General features: G+C 62.7%; 17 protein-coding genes and 1 pseudogene. 7 read left to right on the plus strand and 11 right to left on the minus strand.

Features of this window, described 5'->3' with window-relative positions:
• Window positions 1-50 precede the first annotated feature (50 nt).
• Window positions 51-1,856, plus strand: coding sequence for a sodium:proton antiporter (locus tag Q9451_RS25030; RefSeq protein WP_012270762.1), 1,806 nt, complete (start codon window positions 51-53; stop codon window positions 1,854-1,856).
• A 3-nt stretch (window positions 1,857-1,859) separates the two neighbouring features.
• On the opposite strand, the gene Q9451_RS25035 is transcribed toward Q9451_RS25030, so the two are convergent.
• From Q9451_RS25035 to ffh, 6 genes are all read right to left on the minus strand, one after another.
• On the minus strand, window positions 1,860-2,267 hold the full coding sequence (locus Q9451_RS25035; RefSeq protein WP_012270761.1) for an acyl-CoA thioesterase: 408 nt from the start codon (window positions 2,265-2,267) through the stop codon (window positions 1,860-1,862).
• A gap of 94 nt (window positions 2,268-2,361) precedes the next feature.
• Window positions 2,362-2,712 (minus strand): 50S ribosomal protein L19, encoded by a 351-nt coding sequence (gene rplS / locus Q9451_RS25040; protein ID WP_003252148.1) that lies wholly within the window; start codon window positions 2,710-2,712, stop codon window positions 2,362-2,364.
• Between the two features lie 42 nt (window positions 2,713-2,754).
• Window positions 2,755-3,507: a tRNA (guanosine(37)-N1)-methyltransferase TrmD gene (trmD, locus tag Q9451_RS25045; protein ID WP_003252146.1), complete on the minus strand. Its 753-nt coding sequence runs from the start codon at window positions 3,505-3,507 to the stop codon at window positions 2,755-2,757.
• A gap of 3 nt (window positions 3,508-3,510) precedes the next feature.
• Window positions 3,511-4,047 carry a ribosome maturation factor RimM gene (gene rimM, locus Q9451_RS25050; protein WP_012270759.1) on the minus strand — a complete coding sequence of 179 codons (537 nt, stop codon included), beginning with the start codon at window positions 4,045-4,047 and terminating at the stop codon, window positions 3,511-3,513.
• A gap of 5 nt (window positions 4,048-4,052) precedes the next feature.
• A complete protein-coding gene (rpsP, locus tag Q9451_RS25055; protein WP_003252142.1) occupies window positions 4,053-4,304 on the minus strand; it encodes a 30S ribosomal protein S16 in 252 nt (83 codons plus the stop codon).
• Between the two features lie 257 nt (window positions 4,305-4,561).
• Window positions 4,562-5,938, minus strand: coding sequence for a signal recognition particle protein (ffh, locus tag Q9451_RS25060; protein ID WP_012270758.1), 1,377 nt, complete (start codon window positions 5,936-5,938; stop codon window positions 4,562-4,564).
• 230 nt (window positions 5,939-6,168) lie between these two features.
• Here ffh and Q9451_RS25065 point away from each other — a divergent pair, with 230 nt between their 5' ends.
• The 3 genes from Q9451_RS25065 to Q9451_RS25075 all read left to right on the plus strand — a co-directional run bounded on the left by Q9451_RS25065 (window position 6,169) and on the right by Q9451_RS25075 (window position 9,766).
• A complete protein-coding gene (locus Q9451_RS25065) occupies window positions 6,169-6,978 on the plus strand; it encodes an inner membrane protein YpjD (protein ID WP_012270757.1) in 810 nt (269 codons plus the stop codon).
• Window positions 6,979-6,987: 9 nt separating this feature from the next.
• Entirely contained in the window at window positions 6,988-8,193 is a 1,206-nt protein-coding gene (locus tag Q9451_RS25070; RefSeq protein ID WP_012270756.1) for a transporter associated domain-containing protein, read from the plus strand.
• Window positions 8,194-8,467: 274 nt separating this feature from the next.
• Window positions 8,468-9,766: an MFS transporter gene (locus tag Q9451_RS25075; RefSeq protein WP_012270755.1), complete on the plus strand. Its 1,299-nt coding sequence runs from the start codon at window positions 8,468-8,470 to the stop codon at window positions 9,764-9,766.
• A 32-nt stretch (window positions 9,767-9,798) separates the two neighbouring features.
• Here Q9451_RS25075 and purT read toward each other — a convergent pair whose 3' ends face one another.
• From purT to Q9451_RS25100, 5 genes are all read right to left on the minus strand, one after another.
• On the minus strand, window positions 9,799-10,980 hold the full coding sequence (gene purT, locus Q9451_RS25080; RefSeq protein ID WP_012270754.1) for a formate-dependent phosphoribosylglycinamide formyltransferase: 1,182 nt from the start codon (window positions 10,978-10,980) through the stop codon (window positions 9,799-9,801).
• Between the two features lie 76 nt (window positions 10,981-11,056).
• Window positions 11,057-11,524: a VUT family protein gene (locus tag Q9451_RS25085; RefSeq protein ID WP_012270753.1), complete on the minus strand. Its 468-nt coding sequence runs from the start codon at window positions 11,522-11,524 to the stop codon at window positions 11,057-11,059.
• A gap of 64 nt (window positions 11,525-11,588) precedes the next feature.
• On the minus strand, window positions 11,589-11,786 hold the full coding sequence (locus tag Q9451_RS25090; RefSeq protein ID WP_012270752.1) for a DUF1289 domain-containing protein: 198 nt from the start codon (window positions 11,784-11,786) through the stop codon (window positions 11,589-11,591).
• Window positions 11,776-12,300, minus strand: coding sequence for a gamma carbonic anhydrase family protein (locus tag Q9451_RS25095; RefSeq protein ID WP_012270751.1), 525 nt, complete (start codon window positions 12,298-12,300; stop codon window positions 11,776-11,778). The genes Q9451_RS25090 and Q9451_RS25095 overlap by 11 nt, the downstream gene beginning before the upstream one ends.
• Before the next feature lie 44 nt (window positions 12,301-12,344).
• Complete coding sequence (locus Q9451_RS25100; RefSeq protein WP_012270750.1) at window positions 12,345-12,944, minus strand: CoA pyrophosphatase; 600 nt, start codon at window positions 12,942-12,944, stop codon at window positions 12,345-12,347.
• A gap of 123 nt (window positions 12,945-13,067) precedes the next feature.
• Between Q9451_RS25100 and Q9451_RS25105 the strand changes: the two genes are divergently transcribed.
• The 3 genes and pseudogenes from Q9451_RS25105 (at window position 13,068) to Q9451_RS25115 (ending at window position 16,048) form a co-directional block, all read left to right on the plus strand.
• Entirely contained in the window at window positions 13,068-13,625 is a 558-nt protein-coding gene (locus Q9451_RS25105; RefSeq protein ID WP_012270749.1) for an NUDIX hydrolase, read from the plus strand.
• A gap of 25 nt (window positions 13,626-13,650) precedes the next feature.
• Window positions 13,651-14,205, plus strand: a complete 555-nt coding sequence (locus Q9451_RS25110; protein WP_012270748.1) for a L,D-transpeptidase family protein — start codon at window positions 13,651-13,653, stop codon at window positions 14,203-14,205.
• A 160-nt stretch (window positions 14,206-14,365) separates the two neighbouring features.
• Window positions 14,366-16,048: pseudogene (locus tag Q9451_RS25115) on the plus strand (ShlB/FhaC/HecB family hemolysin secretion/activation protein).
• Window positions 16,049-16,055: the final 7 nt, after the last annotated feature.

Consider the following 16,055-nt stretch of genomic DNA (forward strand, 5'->3'; position numbering starts at 1 on the left):
GGCGAATTGACGCTTAGTCTTTCATAACACTGCAGGCATAGGGAGCCCGTATGAGCGAACAGCAGATTCTTCTCAGCGTCGGCGGTATCGGTGCCGCCGCGCTTGCCTGCCAATGGCTGGCCTGGCGCCTGAAACTGCCGGCGATTCTGTTTCTGCTGCTGGCCGGGATCATCGCCGGCCCGGCACTGGGCTGGCTCGATCCCGAAGCACTGTTCGGCCCGTTGCTGATGCCGCTGGTGTCGCTGGCAGTGGCACTGATCCTGTTCGAAGGCAGCCTGACCCTGCACCTGTCGCAGTGGCGCGAGATCGGCAGCGTGGTGCATCGCCTGGTCACCGTGGGTGCCCTGCTCACCTGGCTGGTGATCGCCCTGGCGACCCACTGGCTACTCGGGTTCGACTGGCCGCTGTCGATTCTGTTCGGCACCCTGACCCTAGTGACCGGGCCCACGGTGATCGTACCCATGCTTCGCGTGGTGCGGCCAAAGTCGACGATCGCCAACATCCTGCGCTGGGAAGGGATCATGATCGACCCCATCGGCGCGCTACTCGCCGTGGTGGTGTACAGCTTCATCATCGCAAGCGCCGATGGCAACGCGCTGAGCCAGAGCCTGACCACTTTTGCCGGGGTGATTTTTTGCGGCACAGCCCTGGGCGCGGCCGGCGGGTGGCTGCTGGGGCAGATCATGCGCGAGCAGTGGCTACCGGAGTACCTGCACAACCTCGCATCGCTGGCGGCGGTACTGGGCATTTTCATCGCCGCCAACCAGATCATGCATGAATCCGGGCTGCTGGCGGTGACCGTGATGGGCATGTGGCTGGCCAACATGCGCGGGGTCGATGTGCGACAAATCCTGCACTTCAAGGAAAACCTCAGCGTACTGCTGATTTCCGGCCTGTTCATCCTGCTCGCCGCGCGCCTTGACCTGCATGCCCTGCTAGGCCTCGGCCCTGCGGTGCTGGCCTTGTTGCTGGTGATCCAGCTGGTGGCACGCCCGCTCAACGTGTGGCTGTCCACGCTGGGCTCGACACTCAGCTGGCGCGAGCGCGCACTGCTGGCCTGGATTGCGCCCCGCGGCATCGTCGCAGCCGCTGTTTCCGCGATCTTTGCCATCCGCCTGCACCAGGCCGGCCACCAGGACGCCCTGCTGCTGGTGCCGCTGACCTTCGCGGTGATCATCGGCACGGTGGTACTGCAAAGCGCCACGGCCAGGCCGCTGGCACGCCTGCTCAAGGTCGCCGAACCAGCACCCAGCGGGTTTCTCATCGTCGGTGCCAACGAACCAGCCCGCGCCATCGCCAAAGCCCTGCAGCAGCTGGGCTGCCGGGTGTTGCTGACGGACTCCAGCTGGGAAAACATCCGCGCTGCGCGCATGGACGGTCTTCCGACCTATTTTGGCAACCCCGCCTCGCAGCATGCCGATGCCCACCTGGACCTGGTCGGCCTCGGGCACTTGCTGGGCCTTTCTCCCGCTGGCGAAATCAATGCCCTGGCCTGCGCAAGGTTTCGCCATGATTTCGGGCACGGGCGGCTGTTCGTGCTGGCCAGCGGCCTGGAGAAACAACGTAGCGACAAGCACCGGGCGGCCGAGGAGCATCGTGGCCATCTGCTGGGGGCCAACCCGATGACCTACCTGCAACTGGCCAACCGCCTGCATCAAGGCGCCGAGTTGTACAGCACCAACCTCACCGAAGGCTTTGGCTGGGATGCCTACCAGGCACTGCATGGCGAACGTGCACACCTGCTGTTCGCCCGCGATGGCCATGGCTGGGTGCATGTAGCCAGCCCCGACAACCCGCTGCAGCCGCAACCGGGCTGGACCCTGGTGGCGTTGATCGAGCCAGCGCCAGAACCCTGATCTTCAGGCGCTTGGCAGCACGGGCACCGGGCGCTTGTCCTCGTCGATGGCGACGAAGCTGAACACCCCATGGATCGCCCGCTCACGGCCGTCCAGGTACATGTTCTCGACAAACACATCCACCTGCACCTGCAAGCTGGTATTGCCGACCTTGATCACCGTCCCCACCAGCTCGACGATCGAGCCCGCCGGGATCGGGTGCTTGAAGTCGATGCGGTCGGTAGAAACGGTCACCAGCGGCAGGCGGCAGAAGCGCGTGGCGGCGATGAACGACACTTCGTCCATCCAGGCCAGTGCGGTGCCGCCGAACAGGGTGTTGTGGTGGTTGGTGGTGTTGGGGAACACCGCCTTGGTCACGCGGGTCACCGACAGCTCGGTGCGGCGCTGGATTTCCTGGTCTCGGGTAGTCATGGCAATCACATCTTCGGGGTTTCAAAACGCAAAAAAGCAGCCCGAAGGCTGCTTTTTTCTCGCTAGGCGGCCTCGGCCACCGGGCAAACTGTACTCAGGACAGTTTTTCCTTGATGCGAGCGGCTTTGCCGGACAGGTCGCGCAGGTAGTACAGCTTGGCTTTACGCACGTCACCACGACGTTTCACGGCCAGGCTGTCGATTTGCGGGCTGTAGGTCTGGAAGGTACGCTCTACGCCAACGCCGCTGGAGATCTTGCGCACGGTGAAGGCGCTATTCAGACCGCGGTTACGCTTGGCGATAACGACGCCTTCGAACGCCTGCAGACGGGAACGCTCACCTTCCTTCACTTTAACCTGAACGACAACGGTGTCGCCTGGTGCGAAGGTCGGGATTTCCTTGCTCATCTGCTCGGCTTCGAGCTGCTGGATGATCTTGTTGGTCATGCTGTGCTCCTAAGATGGATACGTGATCCACCATCGATACGTTTAACTATCGTCCCGCTCGCGGAGATATTCCTCGAGCAGCTTCTTCTCTTCTCCAGAAAGCGAGCGACTTTCCAGAAGATCGGCGCGTCGTTCGAAGGTCCTACCAAGGGACTGCTTCATCCTCCAACGCCGGATATGTGCATGGTTGCCACTTAGCAACACGTCGGGAACACGCTGATCCGCATACACCTCAGGTCGGGTGTAGTGCGGGCAATCGAGCAGACCGTCGGTGAAGGAATCTTCTTCCGCCGAGTCCACATGCCCTAAAGCTCCGGGCAGCAGCCGCGTAACCGCATCGATCAGTACCATGGCCGGCAGCTCGCCACCGGAAAGCACATAGTCGCCAATCGACCACTCCTCATCGACATGAGCCTCGATAAAGCGCTCGTCGATGCCTTCATAACGACCGGCGATCAGGATCAACGATTCCTGTTCGGCCAGGCCTTTGACCGCCTGCTGAGTCAGCTTGCGGCCTTGTGGCGAAAGGTAGATCACCTTTGCCGCAGCTCCGGTCGCTTGCCTGGCGCTAACCAGGGCATCTTCCAGAGGCTTGATTTTCATCACCATGCCCGGACCACCGCCAAACGGCCGATCATCTACCGTGTGGTGACGATCTGTGGTGTAGTCCCGCGGGTTCCAGCAAGTTACCTGAAGCAACCCCTGTTTCACCGCGCGGCTGGTAATGCCGTACTCCGTGATGGCCGAGAACATCTCGGGGAACAACGTGATGACGTCTACGCGAAGGTTACCCATCGTTTAGAAGTCCGCGTCCCACTCAACCCGCATCACGCCTGCTTCCAGGTCGATTGCCAGCACGCATTGCGCCGTATAGGGCAACAGACGCTCGCGATCATCCAGGCTGCCTGCGCAGGGTTTGACCACCATTACATCGTTCGCACCGGTCTCCAACAGGTGATCGACCTTGCCGAACAGGTGTTCGTCCTGGTTGATGACCTTCAGACCGACCAACTGGTACCAGTAGTACTCGTCGGCAGCCAGGTTGGGCAAAAGGCTCCGCGCAATGCAGATTTCGTAACCGCTCAGAAGACGGGCTTCATCGCGATCTTCGAGGCCTTTGAGCTTCACGACCAGGCCCTTTTGGGAGCCACGACCGCTGACCAGCTCGACCTGCTTTACCTTGCCTTCGTGCCGAAGCGTCCAGCGCGGATAATCCAACAGGTTTTCAATCGGATCGGTAAAGGAATACACCTTCACCTCGCCGCGAACGCCGTGAACCGAAAAAATCTTGCCAACGACGATCAGGTCGTCAGCCTTTTCTGGCGTCGCGTTCATACTGTTCAGGCAGCGGCCTTGGCAGCTTCCTTCAGCAGCTGAGCAACACGCTCAGACGGCTGTGCACCCTGGCTCAGCCAGTAGGTGACGCGCTCTTGGTTGACCGACAGTTTAACTTCGGCGCCAGCAGCGATCGGGTTGAAGAAACCTACGCGCTCAACGAAACGGCCATCACGGGCGTTACGCGAGTTGGTCACGGTCAGGTGGTAGAATGGGCGCTTTTTCGAGCCGCCACGGGCCAGACGGATGGTTACCATGTGAACATCGTTCCTATAGTCGGTGCTGCAGTTGATACAGCAGCTGGTACTGCAAATCTGAATGCCAAATAGGCACACGGGTGCCCAAAAGGCCGCATATTCTCGGGGAATACACGGACATTTGCAAATGACTTTTTCGGCAAGGCCATGCCCTACCGTCCAGATTTGCCGGTTGTGCCGCGAAATCCGCGGCCGTTACCCCACTACAGCGGGGGTTCTGGGCGCCAGCCCGACGAAAGGCAGGCACCCGGAATAAGTTACAGCTTCGGCATGCCGCCGCCTGGCAGCATCCCGCCCAGGCCGCGCATCATCTTGGCCATGCCGCCTTTGGCAGAGAATTTTTTCATCATCTTCTGCATCTGCTTGTGCTGCTTGATCAAGCGGCCGATGTCCTGCACCTGGGTACCGGAACCCAGGGCGATACGGCGCTTGCGCGAACCGCTGATCAGGTCAGGGTCACGGCGCTCGGCCGGGGTCATGGAGTTGATGATCGCTTCCATCTGTTTGAACTGCTTCTCGGCGGCGCCCTGGGCGTTGCCCATCTGCGACAGGTTGACCCCGCCGATGCTCGGCAGCTTGTCCATCAGGCCACCGAGGCCGCCCATGTTCTTCATTTGTTGCAGCTGGTCGCGGAAGTCCTCGAGGTCGAAGCCCTTGCCCTTCTTCAGCTTCTTGGCCAGCTTGTCGGCCTTGGCCTTGTCGATGGTCTGCTCGGCCTGCTCGATCAGGCTGAGCACGTCACCCATGCCGAGAATGCGCGAAGCGACGCGATCGGGGTGGAACGGCTCGAGAGCCTCGGTCTTCTCACCCATACCGATGAACTTGATCGGCTTGCCGGTGATGGCACGCACCGACAGCGCAGCACCACCACGGGCGTCACCGTCGACCTTGGTCAGTACCACACCGGTCAGCGGCAGCGCCTCGCCAAAGGCCTTGGCGGTGTTGGCGGCGTCCTGGCCGGTCATGGCGTCGACCACGAACAGCGTCTCGATTGGCTTGACCGCGGCGTGCAGCGCCTTGATCTCGTCCATCATGTCGGCGTCGATGTGCAAACGGCCGGCGGTGTCGACGATGACCACGTCGATGAACTTCAGCTTGGCTTCACGGATGGCCGCTTCGGCAATGGCCACCGGCTTCTGGCTGATATCGGACGGGAAGAAGGTGACACCGATGTCGTTGGCCAGGGTTTCCAGCTGCTTGATCGCCGCCGGGCGATAAACGTCGGCGGACACCACCATCACGCTCTTTTTCTTGCGCTCTTTAAGGAAGCGCGCCAGCTTGCCGGCGGTGGTGGTCTTACCGGCGCCTTGCAGGCCGGCCATCAGCACCACGGCAGGCGGGGCGGCGTTCAGTGCGAGGTCTTCGTTGGCCGCGCCCATCAGGCTTTCCAGCTCGGCCTGGACGATCTTCACGAATGCCTGGCCCGGGGTCAGGCTACGCGAGACTTCGGTGCCGACCGCACGTTCCTTGACGCTGTTGACGAAATCCTTGACCACCGGCAGGGCAACGTCGGCCTCGAGCAGGGCCATGCGCACTTCGCGCAGCGTGTCCTTGATGTTGTCTTCGGTCAGCTTGGCCTTGCCGGTGACATGGCGCAGCGTCTGTGACAGGCGGTCGGTCAGGTTTTCGAACATGGTGATCCTTTCAGGCCCAGTAAAAGCCGAGGTTTGTCAGGCGCCCAGGGGAAATACACACCCGCCGGGCACAGCAAGGCGGCGATTATAGCGAAGTGCGGCGGCGGCGCACACCTTGGGAGATATTCGGTGGCTTTACCCGCGAATGCCGCGACGCGGCCTACCAGTCTTCCTAGAGCAGCGGAATCTATGCCAAACTCCGTCTCTTTAAGGCTCGCCAACCAGGACTTATGGTCTCCTCTCCCAGCCTCATCCCCAACCTGATCGCTGCCGGCCTATATATAGCTGCGGCCATCTACCAGGGCTCGTACCTGGCCCAGGGCCGCAAGGCCGACAAGCGCCTGCTTGGCCTGCTGGGCGCCGTCGCGGTGCTGGCCCAGGCCGGCGCGCTGTTCTTCCAGTTGATCACCCCGCTGGGCCTGAGCCTGGACTTCTTCAGCGCCGCCAGCCTGATCGCCGTGGCCGTCATCACCCTGACCCTGCTGGCCTGCCTGCGCATACCGGTAGAAAACCTGCTGTTGTTGCTGTTCCCGCTGGGCGCGGTGACAGCGTTGCTGGCGCAGTTCGCACCACCCGGCACGGTGCCACTGATAAACGAAGAACCGGGCATTCTCGCCCATATCCTGTTGTCGATCCTGGCCTATGGGCTGTTCACCATCGCGGTTTTCCAGTCACTGCTGTTGCTGCTGCAGGACCGCCAGTTGAAGAACAAGCACCCGTCCGGGCTTATCCGCAACTTCCCACCGCTGCAAACCATGGAAAGCCTGCTGTTCGGCTTTCTCTGGGCCGGCTGGTGCCTGCTGTCGCTTTCGTTGATCTCCGGCTGGCTGTTCCTCGACAACCTGTTCGCCCAGCACCTGGTGCACAAGACGTTGCTGGCCTGTGTCGCCTGGGTGGTGTTCAGCGTGCTGCTGTGGGGCCGTACCCGCCTGGGCTGGCGGGGCCACAAGGCCATCCGCTGGACGCTGGCCGGTTTCTGCCTGCTGATGCTGGCCTATTTCGGCAGCAAGCTGGTTCGCGAATTCATCTTGCATATCTGACGGCCGCCCATGGACACCCTGCCGTACGCACCGCTATTCGGCACACTGGCACTGGCCCTGTTGTGGTCAGCACTGTTCACCGCCGTGGATGCCGCCCGCTTGCAACTCAATGGCACGCAACGCGCTGGCGAAGATGGCCAGCCCATGCTGCCAGCCCAGGCCCTGGTGCTGTGTGCCAGCCTGGGCAAACTGCTGGTGCTGGGCCTGGCCTGCCTGGTGGGCCAGCGCTACAGTGGCGAGCACGGCTTCTGGCTGGCCGGTCTGGCCGCCACCCTCAGCTTGCTGGTGTTCGCCGAATACCTGCCGCGGCGCCTGGCCCGGCGCAACCCGCAGGCGTTCGTCAGCCTGGGCACCAGCCTGCTGAAAGTCCCCCTCGCCCTGCTGCAGCCGCTGGCCTACCTGCTGGACGGCTTCGCCAAGCTGCTGCTGCGCCCGTTCCGCGTACAGCCCACAGCCGTGGCCTTGCATGCTCAGGAATCGGATGACTTCGACGAAGACGAGGAACACGAACCACCTCGCCACAGCCTGCTCGACGGCCTGCAGTCGCTGGACAAGGTCACCGTCAACGACATCCTGGTGCCACGTAACGAAGTGGACGGCATCAACCTCGACGAGCCGATCGAGCGCATCATCGAGCAGTTGATCGTCAGCCGCCACACCCGCCTGCCGGTCTACCACAACGACATCAACCAAGTCGAAGCCATCCTCAACACCAAGCTGATCAGCCACCTGCTGCCCAAGGCCGAGCTGACCCTGGATGCGCTGCACAGCGCCTGCTACGAACCCTATTTCGTACCCGAAAGCACGCCCCTGCAAATGCAACTGCTGAACTTCCACAAACAACAACGCCGCTTGGGCGTGGTGGTGGACGAGTACGGCGAGGTACTGGGCATCGTCACCCTGGAAGACATCCTCGAAGAGATCGTCGGCGAGTTCGAGGACGAGCAAAGCCTGGAAAACCCTCACGTGCACCCGCAGCCCGATGGCACCTTCGTCATCGACGGCACGGCTTCGTTACGTGAAATCAACCGCACCTTGGGCTGGCACCTGCCCTGCGACGGTGGGCCGAAAACCCTCAACGGGCTGGTTACCGAAGCGCTGGAAAGCATCCCGGAGAGCGCCGTTTGCCTGAAGATCGGCCGCTATCGCCTGGAAATCCTCGAAACAGAGGACAATTGTGCCAGCAAGGTACTGGTGTGGACCGTGACCCGATAGCTATACTCGGGTCACGCTTACCCAGCCCCGCCGTCACGCCTGCTACCCGCACCCGGCGCTCCACGGCCAGTCCGCTCCACTGACACGCCCCGCGGTCCTGCTTCAACACCCCGAACAGTGCCCGCCCCGCCCCTATCCCCCTTGGGCTATCGTCAGTCGGGCGCGCACAACAACAAAACGCTCCGGCGCCCGCGCAACCGTGCCTGCCCTTTGCATTGCACGCCGACGCTGGCCAAGCCCATGGAGCCGGACCAGACTGTTAGGGACCTACTTAATGACAAGCAGCACCTATGCCCAAGCGCCTGCCGCGCCGGTCAACTCGCCTGCGCGGGTCGCCACCGCCAGCTTCATCGGCACCGCTATCGAGTTCTACGATTTCTACGTCTACGCCACTGCCGCAGCCCTGGTGATCGGCCCGGTGTTCTTCCCGTCCGAGTCAGGCACCGCGCAAATGCTGGCTGCCTTCCTCACCTTCGGTATCGCCTTCCTCGCCCGCCCGCTGGGCTCGGCGTTGTTCGGTCACTTTGGCGACCGCATTGGCCGCAAGTCGACGCTGGTCGCTTCGCTGCTGCTGATGGGCGTTTGCACCACGGCCATCGGCGTACTGCCGGGCTACGACAGCATTGGCATGTGGGCACCGATCATCCTTTGCCTGCTGCGTTTTGGCCAAGGCCTGGGCCTGGGCGGGGAATGGGGCGGCGCGGCCCTGCTGGCTACCGAGAATGCCCCTGAAGGCAAGCGTGCCTGGTTCGGCATGTTCCCGCAGCTAGGCCCTTCGATCGGCTTCTTGGCTGCCAACGGGCTGTTCCTGACCCTGGCCTTGGTGCTCAGTGACGAGCAGTTCCGTGAGTGGGGCTGGCGTATTCCGTTCCTGCTCAGCGCCGCGCTGGTGCTGGTGGGCCTGTATGTACGCCTGAAGCTCGAAGAAAGCCCAGTGTTCGCCAAGGCCGTTGCCCGCCATGAGCGGGTGAAAATGCCGGTGGTCGACCTGTTCTCCAAATACTGGCTGCCAACCTTGCTGGGCGCTGCGGCCATGGTGGTGTGCTACGCGCTGTTCTACATTTCCACGGTGTTCTCGCTGAGCTATGGCGTGACCACGCTGGGCTACAGCCGCGAGACGTTCCTTGGCCTGCTGTGCTTCGCAGTGGTGTTCATGGCCCTGGCCACACCGTTGTCGGCGTGGCTCAGCGACCGCTACGGGCGCAAGCCGGTGCTGATCGTGGGCGGCCTGTTGGCGATCGCTTCGGGCTTTACCATGGAACCACTGCTGACGTCGGGGTCGACCACGGGCGTGGCGCTGTTCCTGGCCATCGAGCTGTTCCTGATGGGCGTGACCTTCGCACCGATGGGGGCACTGCTGCCTGAACTGTTCCCGACTCATGTGCGTTATACCGGGGCTTCGGCGGCGTATAACCTGGGCGGCATCGTCGGCGCCTCGGCGGCACCGTTCTTTGCCCAGAAGCTGGTGAGCATGGGCGGCTTGAGTTGGGTGGGGGGTTATGTGTCGGCAGCGGCGGTGATCAGCCTGATTGCTGTGCTGTGCCTGAAAGAGACTCGCAATACCGAACTGTAAGCAATTGGGGCCGCGTTGCGGCCCCAGTCGAATCAGAACTCTACCTTGACCGCCTGCGAAGCGCGGGTCGCCTTGGCCCGCGCCAGCTCCACCGACTCGTCACGCGCCAGGCACACGCCCATACGGCGGGTACCATTGATTTCCGGCTTGCCAAACAAGCGAATGGCGGTATCGGGCTCGCTCAGCGCCGCCCCCAGGTTGGCGAAGCTGGTCTGCTGCGACTGCCCTTCCGGCAAGATCACTGCCGAGGCCGACGGACCAAACTGACGCACCACTGGAATCGGCAGGCCAAGAATGGCGCGGGCATGCAGGGCGAATTGCGACAGGTCCTGGGAAATCAGGGTTACCAGCCCGGTGTCATGCGGGCGCGGCGACACTTCGCTGAACCACACCTGGTCACCCTTCACGAACAGCTCTACGCCAAACAGGCCGCGACCACCCAAGGCATCGGTGACCGCCTTGGCCACGCGCTGCGACTCAGCCAGCGCCTTGGGGCTCATGGCCTGTGGCTGCCAGGATTCCTGATAGTCGCCCTTCTCCTGACGGTGGCCGACAGGTTCGAGGAAGGTGGTGCCCCCCACGTGGCGCACGGTCAGCAGGGTGATCTCGTATTCGAAGTCGATGAAGCCCTCGACGATCACCCGGCCTTTGCCAGCGCGGCCGCCTTCCTGGGCGTAGTCCCACGACTTCTGCAGGTCGGCATCGCTGCGCAGCAGGCTCTGGCCCTTACCCGACGAGCTCATCACCGGCTTGACCACGCACGGGTAGCCCACGTCGGCAACGGCCTTGGCGTAGTCCTCGAAGGTGTCGGCGAAGTGGTACGGCGAGGTTGGCAGGTCCAGCTCTTCGGCAGCCAGGCGGCGGATGCCTTCGCGGTTCATGGTCAGTTGGGTGGCACGCGCGGTCGGTACTACGTTGAAGCCTTCGTTTTCCAGCTCGACCAGGGTGGCGGTGGCGATGGCTTCGATTTCCGGAACGATGTAGTGCGGTTTCTCGGCCTCGATCACCGCGCGCAGGGCAACGCCATCGAGCATGTTGACCACATGGCTGCGGTGCGCCACCTGCATGGCCGGGGCATTGGCGTAACGGTCGACGGCGATTACTTCGACGCCCAGGCGCTGCAGCTCGATCACCACTTCCTTGCCCAGCTCGCCACAGCCGCAGAGCAGTACACGGGTCGCGGTGGGCGACAATGGGGTTCCGATACGGGTCATTTCAGGTCCTCGAAGGCATCCGGGGCCGCACCAGGCTTGGTGTGGCCCGCTGAAAAAGGACCGCTATTCTACACCATCAACCCGTAACGGCAGCCCGCCGGGCGCGAAATGCCATGGCCAGCCACACGGCGGTGACACCGGCGAACTTCGAGGCCATGGCCGTGCCGACCACCGCCGGGGTCAAGGCCCCGATCATGCCGAAGAAGATGAAGGTGTCCACCGGAATACTCAGCGCCGAGCTCAGCCACAGGCGATCGCGCAGCGGCCGACGGGTGATGCTGAACACCAGCCAGTCGATCAGCTCGGAGATGAAGAACGCAGTGGCACTGGCCAGCGCGATGGCCGGCTCGGAAGTGACATACGACAGCACCAGCGCCACCAGCATGGCGACCAGGGCACCGTGACCGAAGCGGGTCTGCACCATGTCGCGCAGGATGAATACCAGGCCGCCCCAGGCAGACCAGATGATGTCCAGGTGCGGGGCACTGGAGAAGGCGTAGTTGATCAGCACTACGCTGCTGATATAGGCAATCAGATAGAACATGGCGGGTCATCTGTGGGCAAGCCCTACAGAGTACCGCTAGCCCCCTCGACAGGCAACGCCGCGCCTAGAGGACGAGCCCGGCTTGTACTGCGCGCTCATGGCACAACTTCAGCACCGCCCGGCGCTCGTCATTGTCCATCCGCCCCCAGCGGCCGATTTCGGCCACGGTACGCTGGCACCCGGTGCAGATATCCTGCTCATCCAGCGCGCAAATGCTGACGCACGGCGAGGCCACCGGCCGCTCTACCCTTTCACTCATCATCAACCACCAACTCACGTGCATAACGCTGGGCATTGTGCACGTAATGCGCGGCGCTGGCTTCCAGCATGCGCTTCTGCTGCTCGGTCAATTCGCGCACGACCTTGCCCGGCGAGCCCATCACCAGCGAACCGTCTGGAATTTCCTTGCCCTCGGGGATCAGTGCATTGGCGCCGATGATGCAGTGCTTGCCAATGCGCGCACCATTAAGGATGACGGCATTGATACCCACCAGGCTGTAGTCGCCTACCGTGCAGCCATGCAACATGGCGTTGTGACCAACGGTCACCCCCTTGCCCAAGGTCAGCGGCGAGCCCATGTCGGTGTGCATTACCGTGCCATCTTGCACGTTGCTGCCCTCGCCGATGTCGATCAGCTCGTTATCGCCGCGCAGAACCGCGCCGAACCACACGCTGGCATCGGCTTGCAGGCGCACGTTGCCAATCAGCGTGGCATTGGGGGCAGCCCAACTGGTGGGGTGGGTTTCGACGCGCAGGTTACCCAGGCGGTATTTCATGAACGCTCCTCAGGCTGCAACGCAGACGACGGGGTAGGCCCCGTTCAGTTTTTGATGTAACGCTCAGGGGGCTGGTGCAAGCTGATGCCGGCATCGAACAGCACGTTGACCAGCTCGACGATCATGATCGCCGACAACCCCCAGATCTTGTATTCACCGTAGCGATAGCTTGGCACATACCAGCTACGTCCCTGGTAATCGATACGGTGGGTATGGTCACGCGGGTCCTGCCGGAAGAACTCCAGCGGTACGGTGAATACTGCCGCGATTTCGGCGTCGTTGGCGCGGTATTCGACGAAGTCGGGGATAAGCCCGACGAATGGTGTCACTTTCAGGCCATGCAGTGAAATAAGCGGGCTGAGCGGGCCGATCACCTCTACCAGGCCAGGCGGCAGGCCGATCTCTTCCTCGGCTTCACGCAGGGCGGTAAATACCAGGTCTGGGTCTTCCGGGTCACGCCGACCACCGGGAAAGGCGACTTCACCGCCGTGGGTAGACAGCCCCTTGGCGCGCAGGGTCAATACCAGTTCGGGCGCTTCGCTGCGGGTAATGGGCAAGAGAACCGCCGCTTCGGGAAACCGTCGGTCGGTTTCCAGTGATGCGGGGTGATGGTTGCTCATTCGGCGAAGTAGCTCGTCCAGCATTGCGCACGCTCATGTCCAAGGCCTGTCTTGCATGATGCACGAAAGCCGCGAAGCACCCAAGCCCCAGCGCTTGCGGCGGCACGGTGGCCACGCCAAGATAGCCGTGAACATAAGGATCTACACATGAAATTCTGCAGCGCGTGCGGCCAACCGGTCACTCAACAGATCCCCCAGGGCGACAGCCGCCTGCGGTATGTCTGCGAGTCTTGCCAGACCATCCACTACCAAAACCCCAATATCGTTGCCGGTGTATTGCCGACCTGGGGCAGCCAGGTGCTGCTGTGCCGGCGCGCCATCGAGCCGCGTCGGGGCTTCTGGACCCTGCCCGCCGGTTTCATGGAAAACGGCGAAACCCTCGACCAGGCCGCCCGTCGCGAAACCGTCGAGGAAGCCTGCGCCCGGGTCGGGCCAACGTCGCTGTATCAACTGTTCGATTTGCCGCACATCAACCAGGTGCATGTGTTCTTCCGCGCCGAATTGACGGACCTGGACTTCGCCGTCGGTGTCGAAAGCCTGGAGGTGCGCTTGTTCGAAGAACATGAGATACCGTGGGGCGAGCTGGCTTTCCGCACCGTCACGCGCACACTAGAATGCTACTATCGCGACCGCCTCGGGCAGCATTACCCCATAGGTCATGAATACCTGCCGCCGATGAGCGTCACGACCACCACCTCTACATAGAAGAAGCCTTCAGGGATACCGTTACATGCGCTGGTTGCTTGCCCTTTTCTGCCTTTGCGTTACCTCGGTGTCCCAAGCGGCCTTCACCGAGACCATCATCCGCAAGCCCGTGCCGGCAGCGCAAACGCCCTCGCCTTCGCAGCAGGCCATGCAGCCGTTGATCGACAAGGTGCTGGTAATCAAGTCCGAGCGCCGCCTGCAGTTGATCAGCCGTGGCGAGCCGCTGAAAACCTACCGTATCTCGCTTGGCAAGCAGCCCAAGGGCGCCAAGGAGCGCGAGGGCGACAAGAAAACCCCCGAGGGTTTGTACTGGCTGGACTGGCGCAAGCAGAGCGACCGCTTCAACCTGGCCATGCACATCAACTACCCGAACATCAGCGATGCCGCCCGCGCTACCCGTGAAGGGGTGAGTGCCGGCAGCATGATCATGATCCATGGCACGCCGATCAACGATGAATACCCGGAATGGTACTTCCATACCCTGGACTGGACCGATGGCTGCATTGCCATGCGTAACCGCGACATGCAGGAAGTATGGGAACTGGTACGCGATGGGACGCTGATCGAGATCCGGCCCTGATATAGGGCCTTCCAGCAAAGGTTGTAGGAGTTTTCCCGCAGGTTTGCGAGAACTTGCCTGACAAGCGCTTAGGCAGGGTACTGCATCCAGGCGAATGACTTAATTCTTAGCATCCACGCAGACGAGTACGAAAACCGTACATCATTTGCGGGGTGCTTCAATGCCGTGCCTGATTCACCGCATCGCCCGTTGGCTGCCAGCCTTTTGCCTGTCAGGCGTGCTGTCCATCACCCAGGCGCTGGCCGACGACCCAGCCAGCCAGCAGTTGCGCGACCAACAGCATGGGCTGCGACAGCTGGAGCAACAGCAGCGTCTTGAGCGCTGGCAGCGTATACCCGCCCCAACCGCCCCCAGCGACACCACTGCCCCCCTCCCGCACCACGCTCGCTGCTGGGCCGTCGATGGCGTGCGCGTGGCCGGCAACCAGCAGCTTTCGAACCCAGCGCTGGCGCCAACCATCCGTGCCCTCACCCCTGCCTGCATGGGCATCGCCGACATCAACCGGCTACTGAAAGCCATCACCCAGCGCTACGTGCAGGCCGGCTACCCGACCAGCCGGCCTTACCTGCGGCAACTGCCAGAAGACGGTGCACCGTTGGATATCGTCATTGTCGAAGGCTTTGTCGAGTCCATTGAACTGGCAGGCCCCGACCTGCCCTTGTCCCTCGCCAATGCATTCCCCGGCCTGCTCGGGCAGCCCCTGTACCTGCCGGACCTTGAGCAAGGCCTGGACCAACTCAACCGCCTGCGCGCCTACGAGCTGGGTGCCGCTCTGCTGCCCGGCGAACTGCAGGGCGGTACCCGCGTTGTCGTGCAGCCACACAAAGTGGCTTCACGCTGGCACCTGGACAGCCGCTTCGACAACCGTGGCAGCGAATTGACCGGCCGCCACCGCGTCAACCTCGGCATTGGCCTGGACAGCCCTTAAGGTCTCAATGACGACCTGCGCCTGTCGCTGACCACAACGGTGCTCGAAGCGCCTGGGCAAAGCCAGGGTGTGTCGCTGTACTACAGCATCCCCTACGGTGCCTGGACCGTTGCGCTCAGCGCCAGCCAGCTACGCTACCGGGCGCCACTTCCCCACAGCGACAAGGCGGCCGACGGCAGCAGCAGTTACCAGGGCCTGAGTGTCGAGCGGGTGTTGTGGCGCAACCAGCAAGGCATGCTCAGCGCCAGCATCCGCCTGGACCGCAAGCAACTGATCAACCGCAGCGCTGGCGCGGTCATCGTCCAGCAGAGCCCGACACTGGCCTCGGTAGAGGCCGGTATCAACCTGTTGTGGCTCGAAGAGGGCTTGTGGAATGGCTACTTCGGGGTTGCTCAAGGCATCGACGCACTGGGCGCTGACCGCTCGCCGCTGGGTGCGCAACGCCTGCGCCCGAACTTTCGCAAGTACCGCGCCAACCTGCTGCATTTGCGTCAGGGCCCGGCCCCTGCCCCGTGGCGCTGGCAGAGCGAGCTGGGTGTGCAGTACAGCCATGACCCCTTGCCTGCCGTCGAACAGTTGCTGGTCAGTGACGACTCGGCTGTGCGCGGCTTTCGCCAGCGCACCTACTCCGGCGCCAGCAGCGCGGTTTGGCGCAACACGCTCAGCCAACCGCTGCCCCTGGCCTGGGCCTATCCCATCGAGGTACGCCCCTACATCGGCCTGGACCTGGGCTGGGCCCGCACGGCCGAAGGCAAACCGTCACAGCGCCTGGCCGGGGCCGCCGCGGGGCTGGAACTGAGCCTGCCCGGCAGTCGCCTGCGCCTGGACTATCAACGCGCCTTGTACACCAGCGACCTGCCCCGCCCACTGCTGGAGCCCGGCTTCTGGGTAATGGACTGGACCCTGAACATCTGATTCACCC

The organism is Pseudomonas sp. NY8896 (assembly GCF_039634505.1).

What these genes read in the sequence shown, in the direction of transcription:
- Q9451_RS25030 (WP_012270762.1), top strand. Translation starts at nt 51, where the DNA reads ATGAGCGAACAGCAGATTCTTCTCAGCGTCGGCGGTATCGGTGCCGCC.
- Q9451_RS25035 (WP_012270761.1), bottom strand. Translation starts at nt 2,267, where the DNA reads ATGACTACCCGAGACCAGGAAATCCAGCGCCGCACCGAGCTGTCGGTG.
- rplS (WP_003252148.1), bottom strand. Translation starts at nt 2,712, where the DNA reads ATGACCAACAAGATCATCCAGCAGCTCGAAGCCGAGCAGATGAGCAAG.
- trmD (WP_003252146.1), bottom strand. Translation starts at nt 3,507, where the DNA reads ATGGGTAACCTTCGCGTAGACGTCATCACGTTGTTCCCCGAGATGTTC.
- rimM (WP_012270759.1), bottom strand. Translation starts at nt 4,047, where the DNA reads ATGAACGCGACGCCAGAAAAGGCTGACGACCTGATCGTCGTTGGCAAG.
- rpsP (WP_003252142.1), bottom strand. Translation starts at nt 4,304, where the DNA reads ATGGTAACCATCCGTCTGGCCCGTGGCGGCTCGAAAAAGCGCCCATTC.
- ffh (WP_012270758.1), bottom strand. Translation starts at nt 5,938, where the DNA reads ATGTTCGAAAACCTGACCGACCGCCTGTCACAGACGCTGCGCCATGTC.
- Q9451_RS25065 (WP_012270757.1), top strand. Translation starts at nt 6,169, where the DNA reads ATGGTCTCCTCTCCCAGCCTCATCCCCAACCTGATCGCTGCCGGCCTA.
- Q9451_RS25070 (WP_012270756.1), top strand. Translation starts at nt 6,988, where the DNA reads ATGGACACCCTGCCGTACGCACCGCTATTCGGCACACTGGCACTGGCC.
- Q9451_RS25075 (WP_012270755.1), top strand. Translation starts at nt 8,468, where the DNA reads ATGACAAGCAGCACCTATGCCCAAGCGCCTGCCGCGCCGGTCAACTCG.
- purT (WP_012270754.1), bottom strand. Translation starts at nt 10,980, where the DNA reads ATGACCCGTATCGGAACCCCATTGTCGCCCACCGCGACCCGTGTACTG.
- Q9451_RS25085 (WP_012270753.1), bottom strand. Translation starts at nt 11,524, where the DNA reads ATGTTCTATCTGATTGCCTATATCAGCAGCGTAGTGCTGATCAACTAC.
- Q9451_RS25090 (WP_012270752.1), bottom strand. Translation starts at nt 11,786, where the DNA reads ATGATGAGTGAAAGGGTAGAGCGGCCGGTGGCCTCGCCGTGCGTCAGC.
- Q9451_RS25095 (WP_012270751.1), bottom strand. Translation starts at nt 12,300, where the DNA reads ATGAAATACCGCCTGGGTAACCTGCGCGTCGAAACCCACCCCACCAGT.
- Q9451_RS25100 (WP_012270750.1), bottom strand. Translation starts at nt 12,944, where the DNA reads ATGCTGGACGAGCTACTTCGCCGAATGAGCAACCATCACCCCGCATCA.
- Q9451_RS25105 (WP_012270749.1), top strand. Translation starts at nt 13,068, where the DNA reads ATGAAATTCTGCAGCGCGTGCGGCCAACCGGTCACTCAACAGATCCCC.
- Q9451_RS25110 (WP_012270748.1), top strand. Translation starts at nt 13,651, where the DNA reads ATGCGCTGGTTGCTTGCCCTTTTCTGCCTTTGCGTTACCTCGGTGTCC.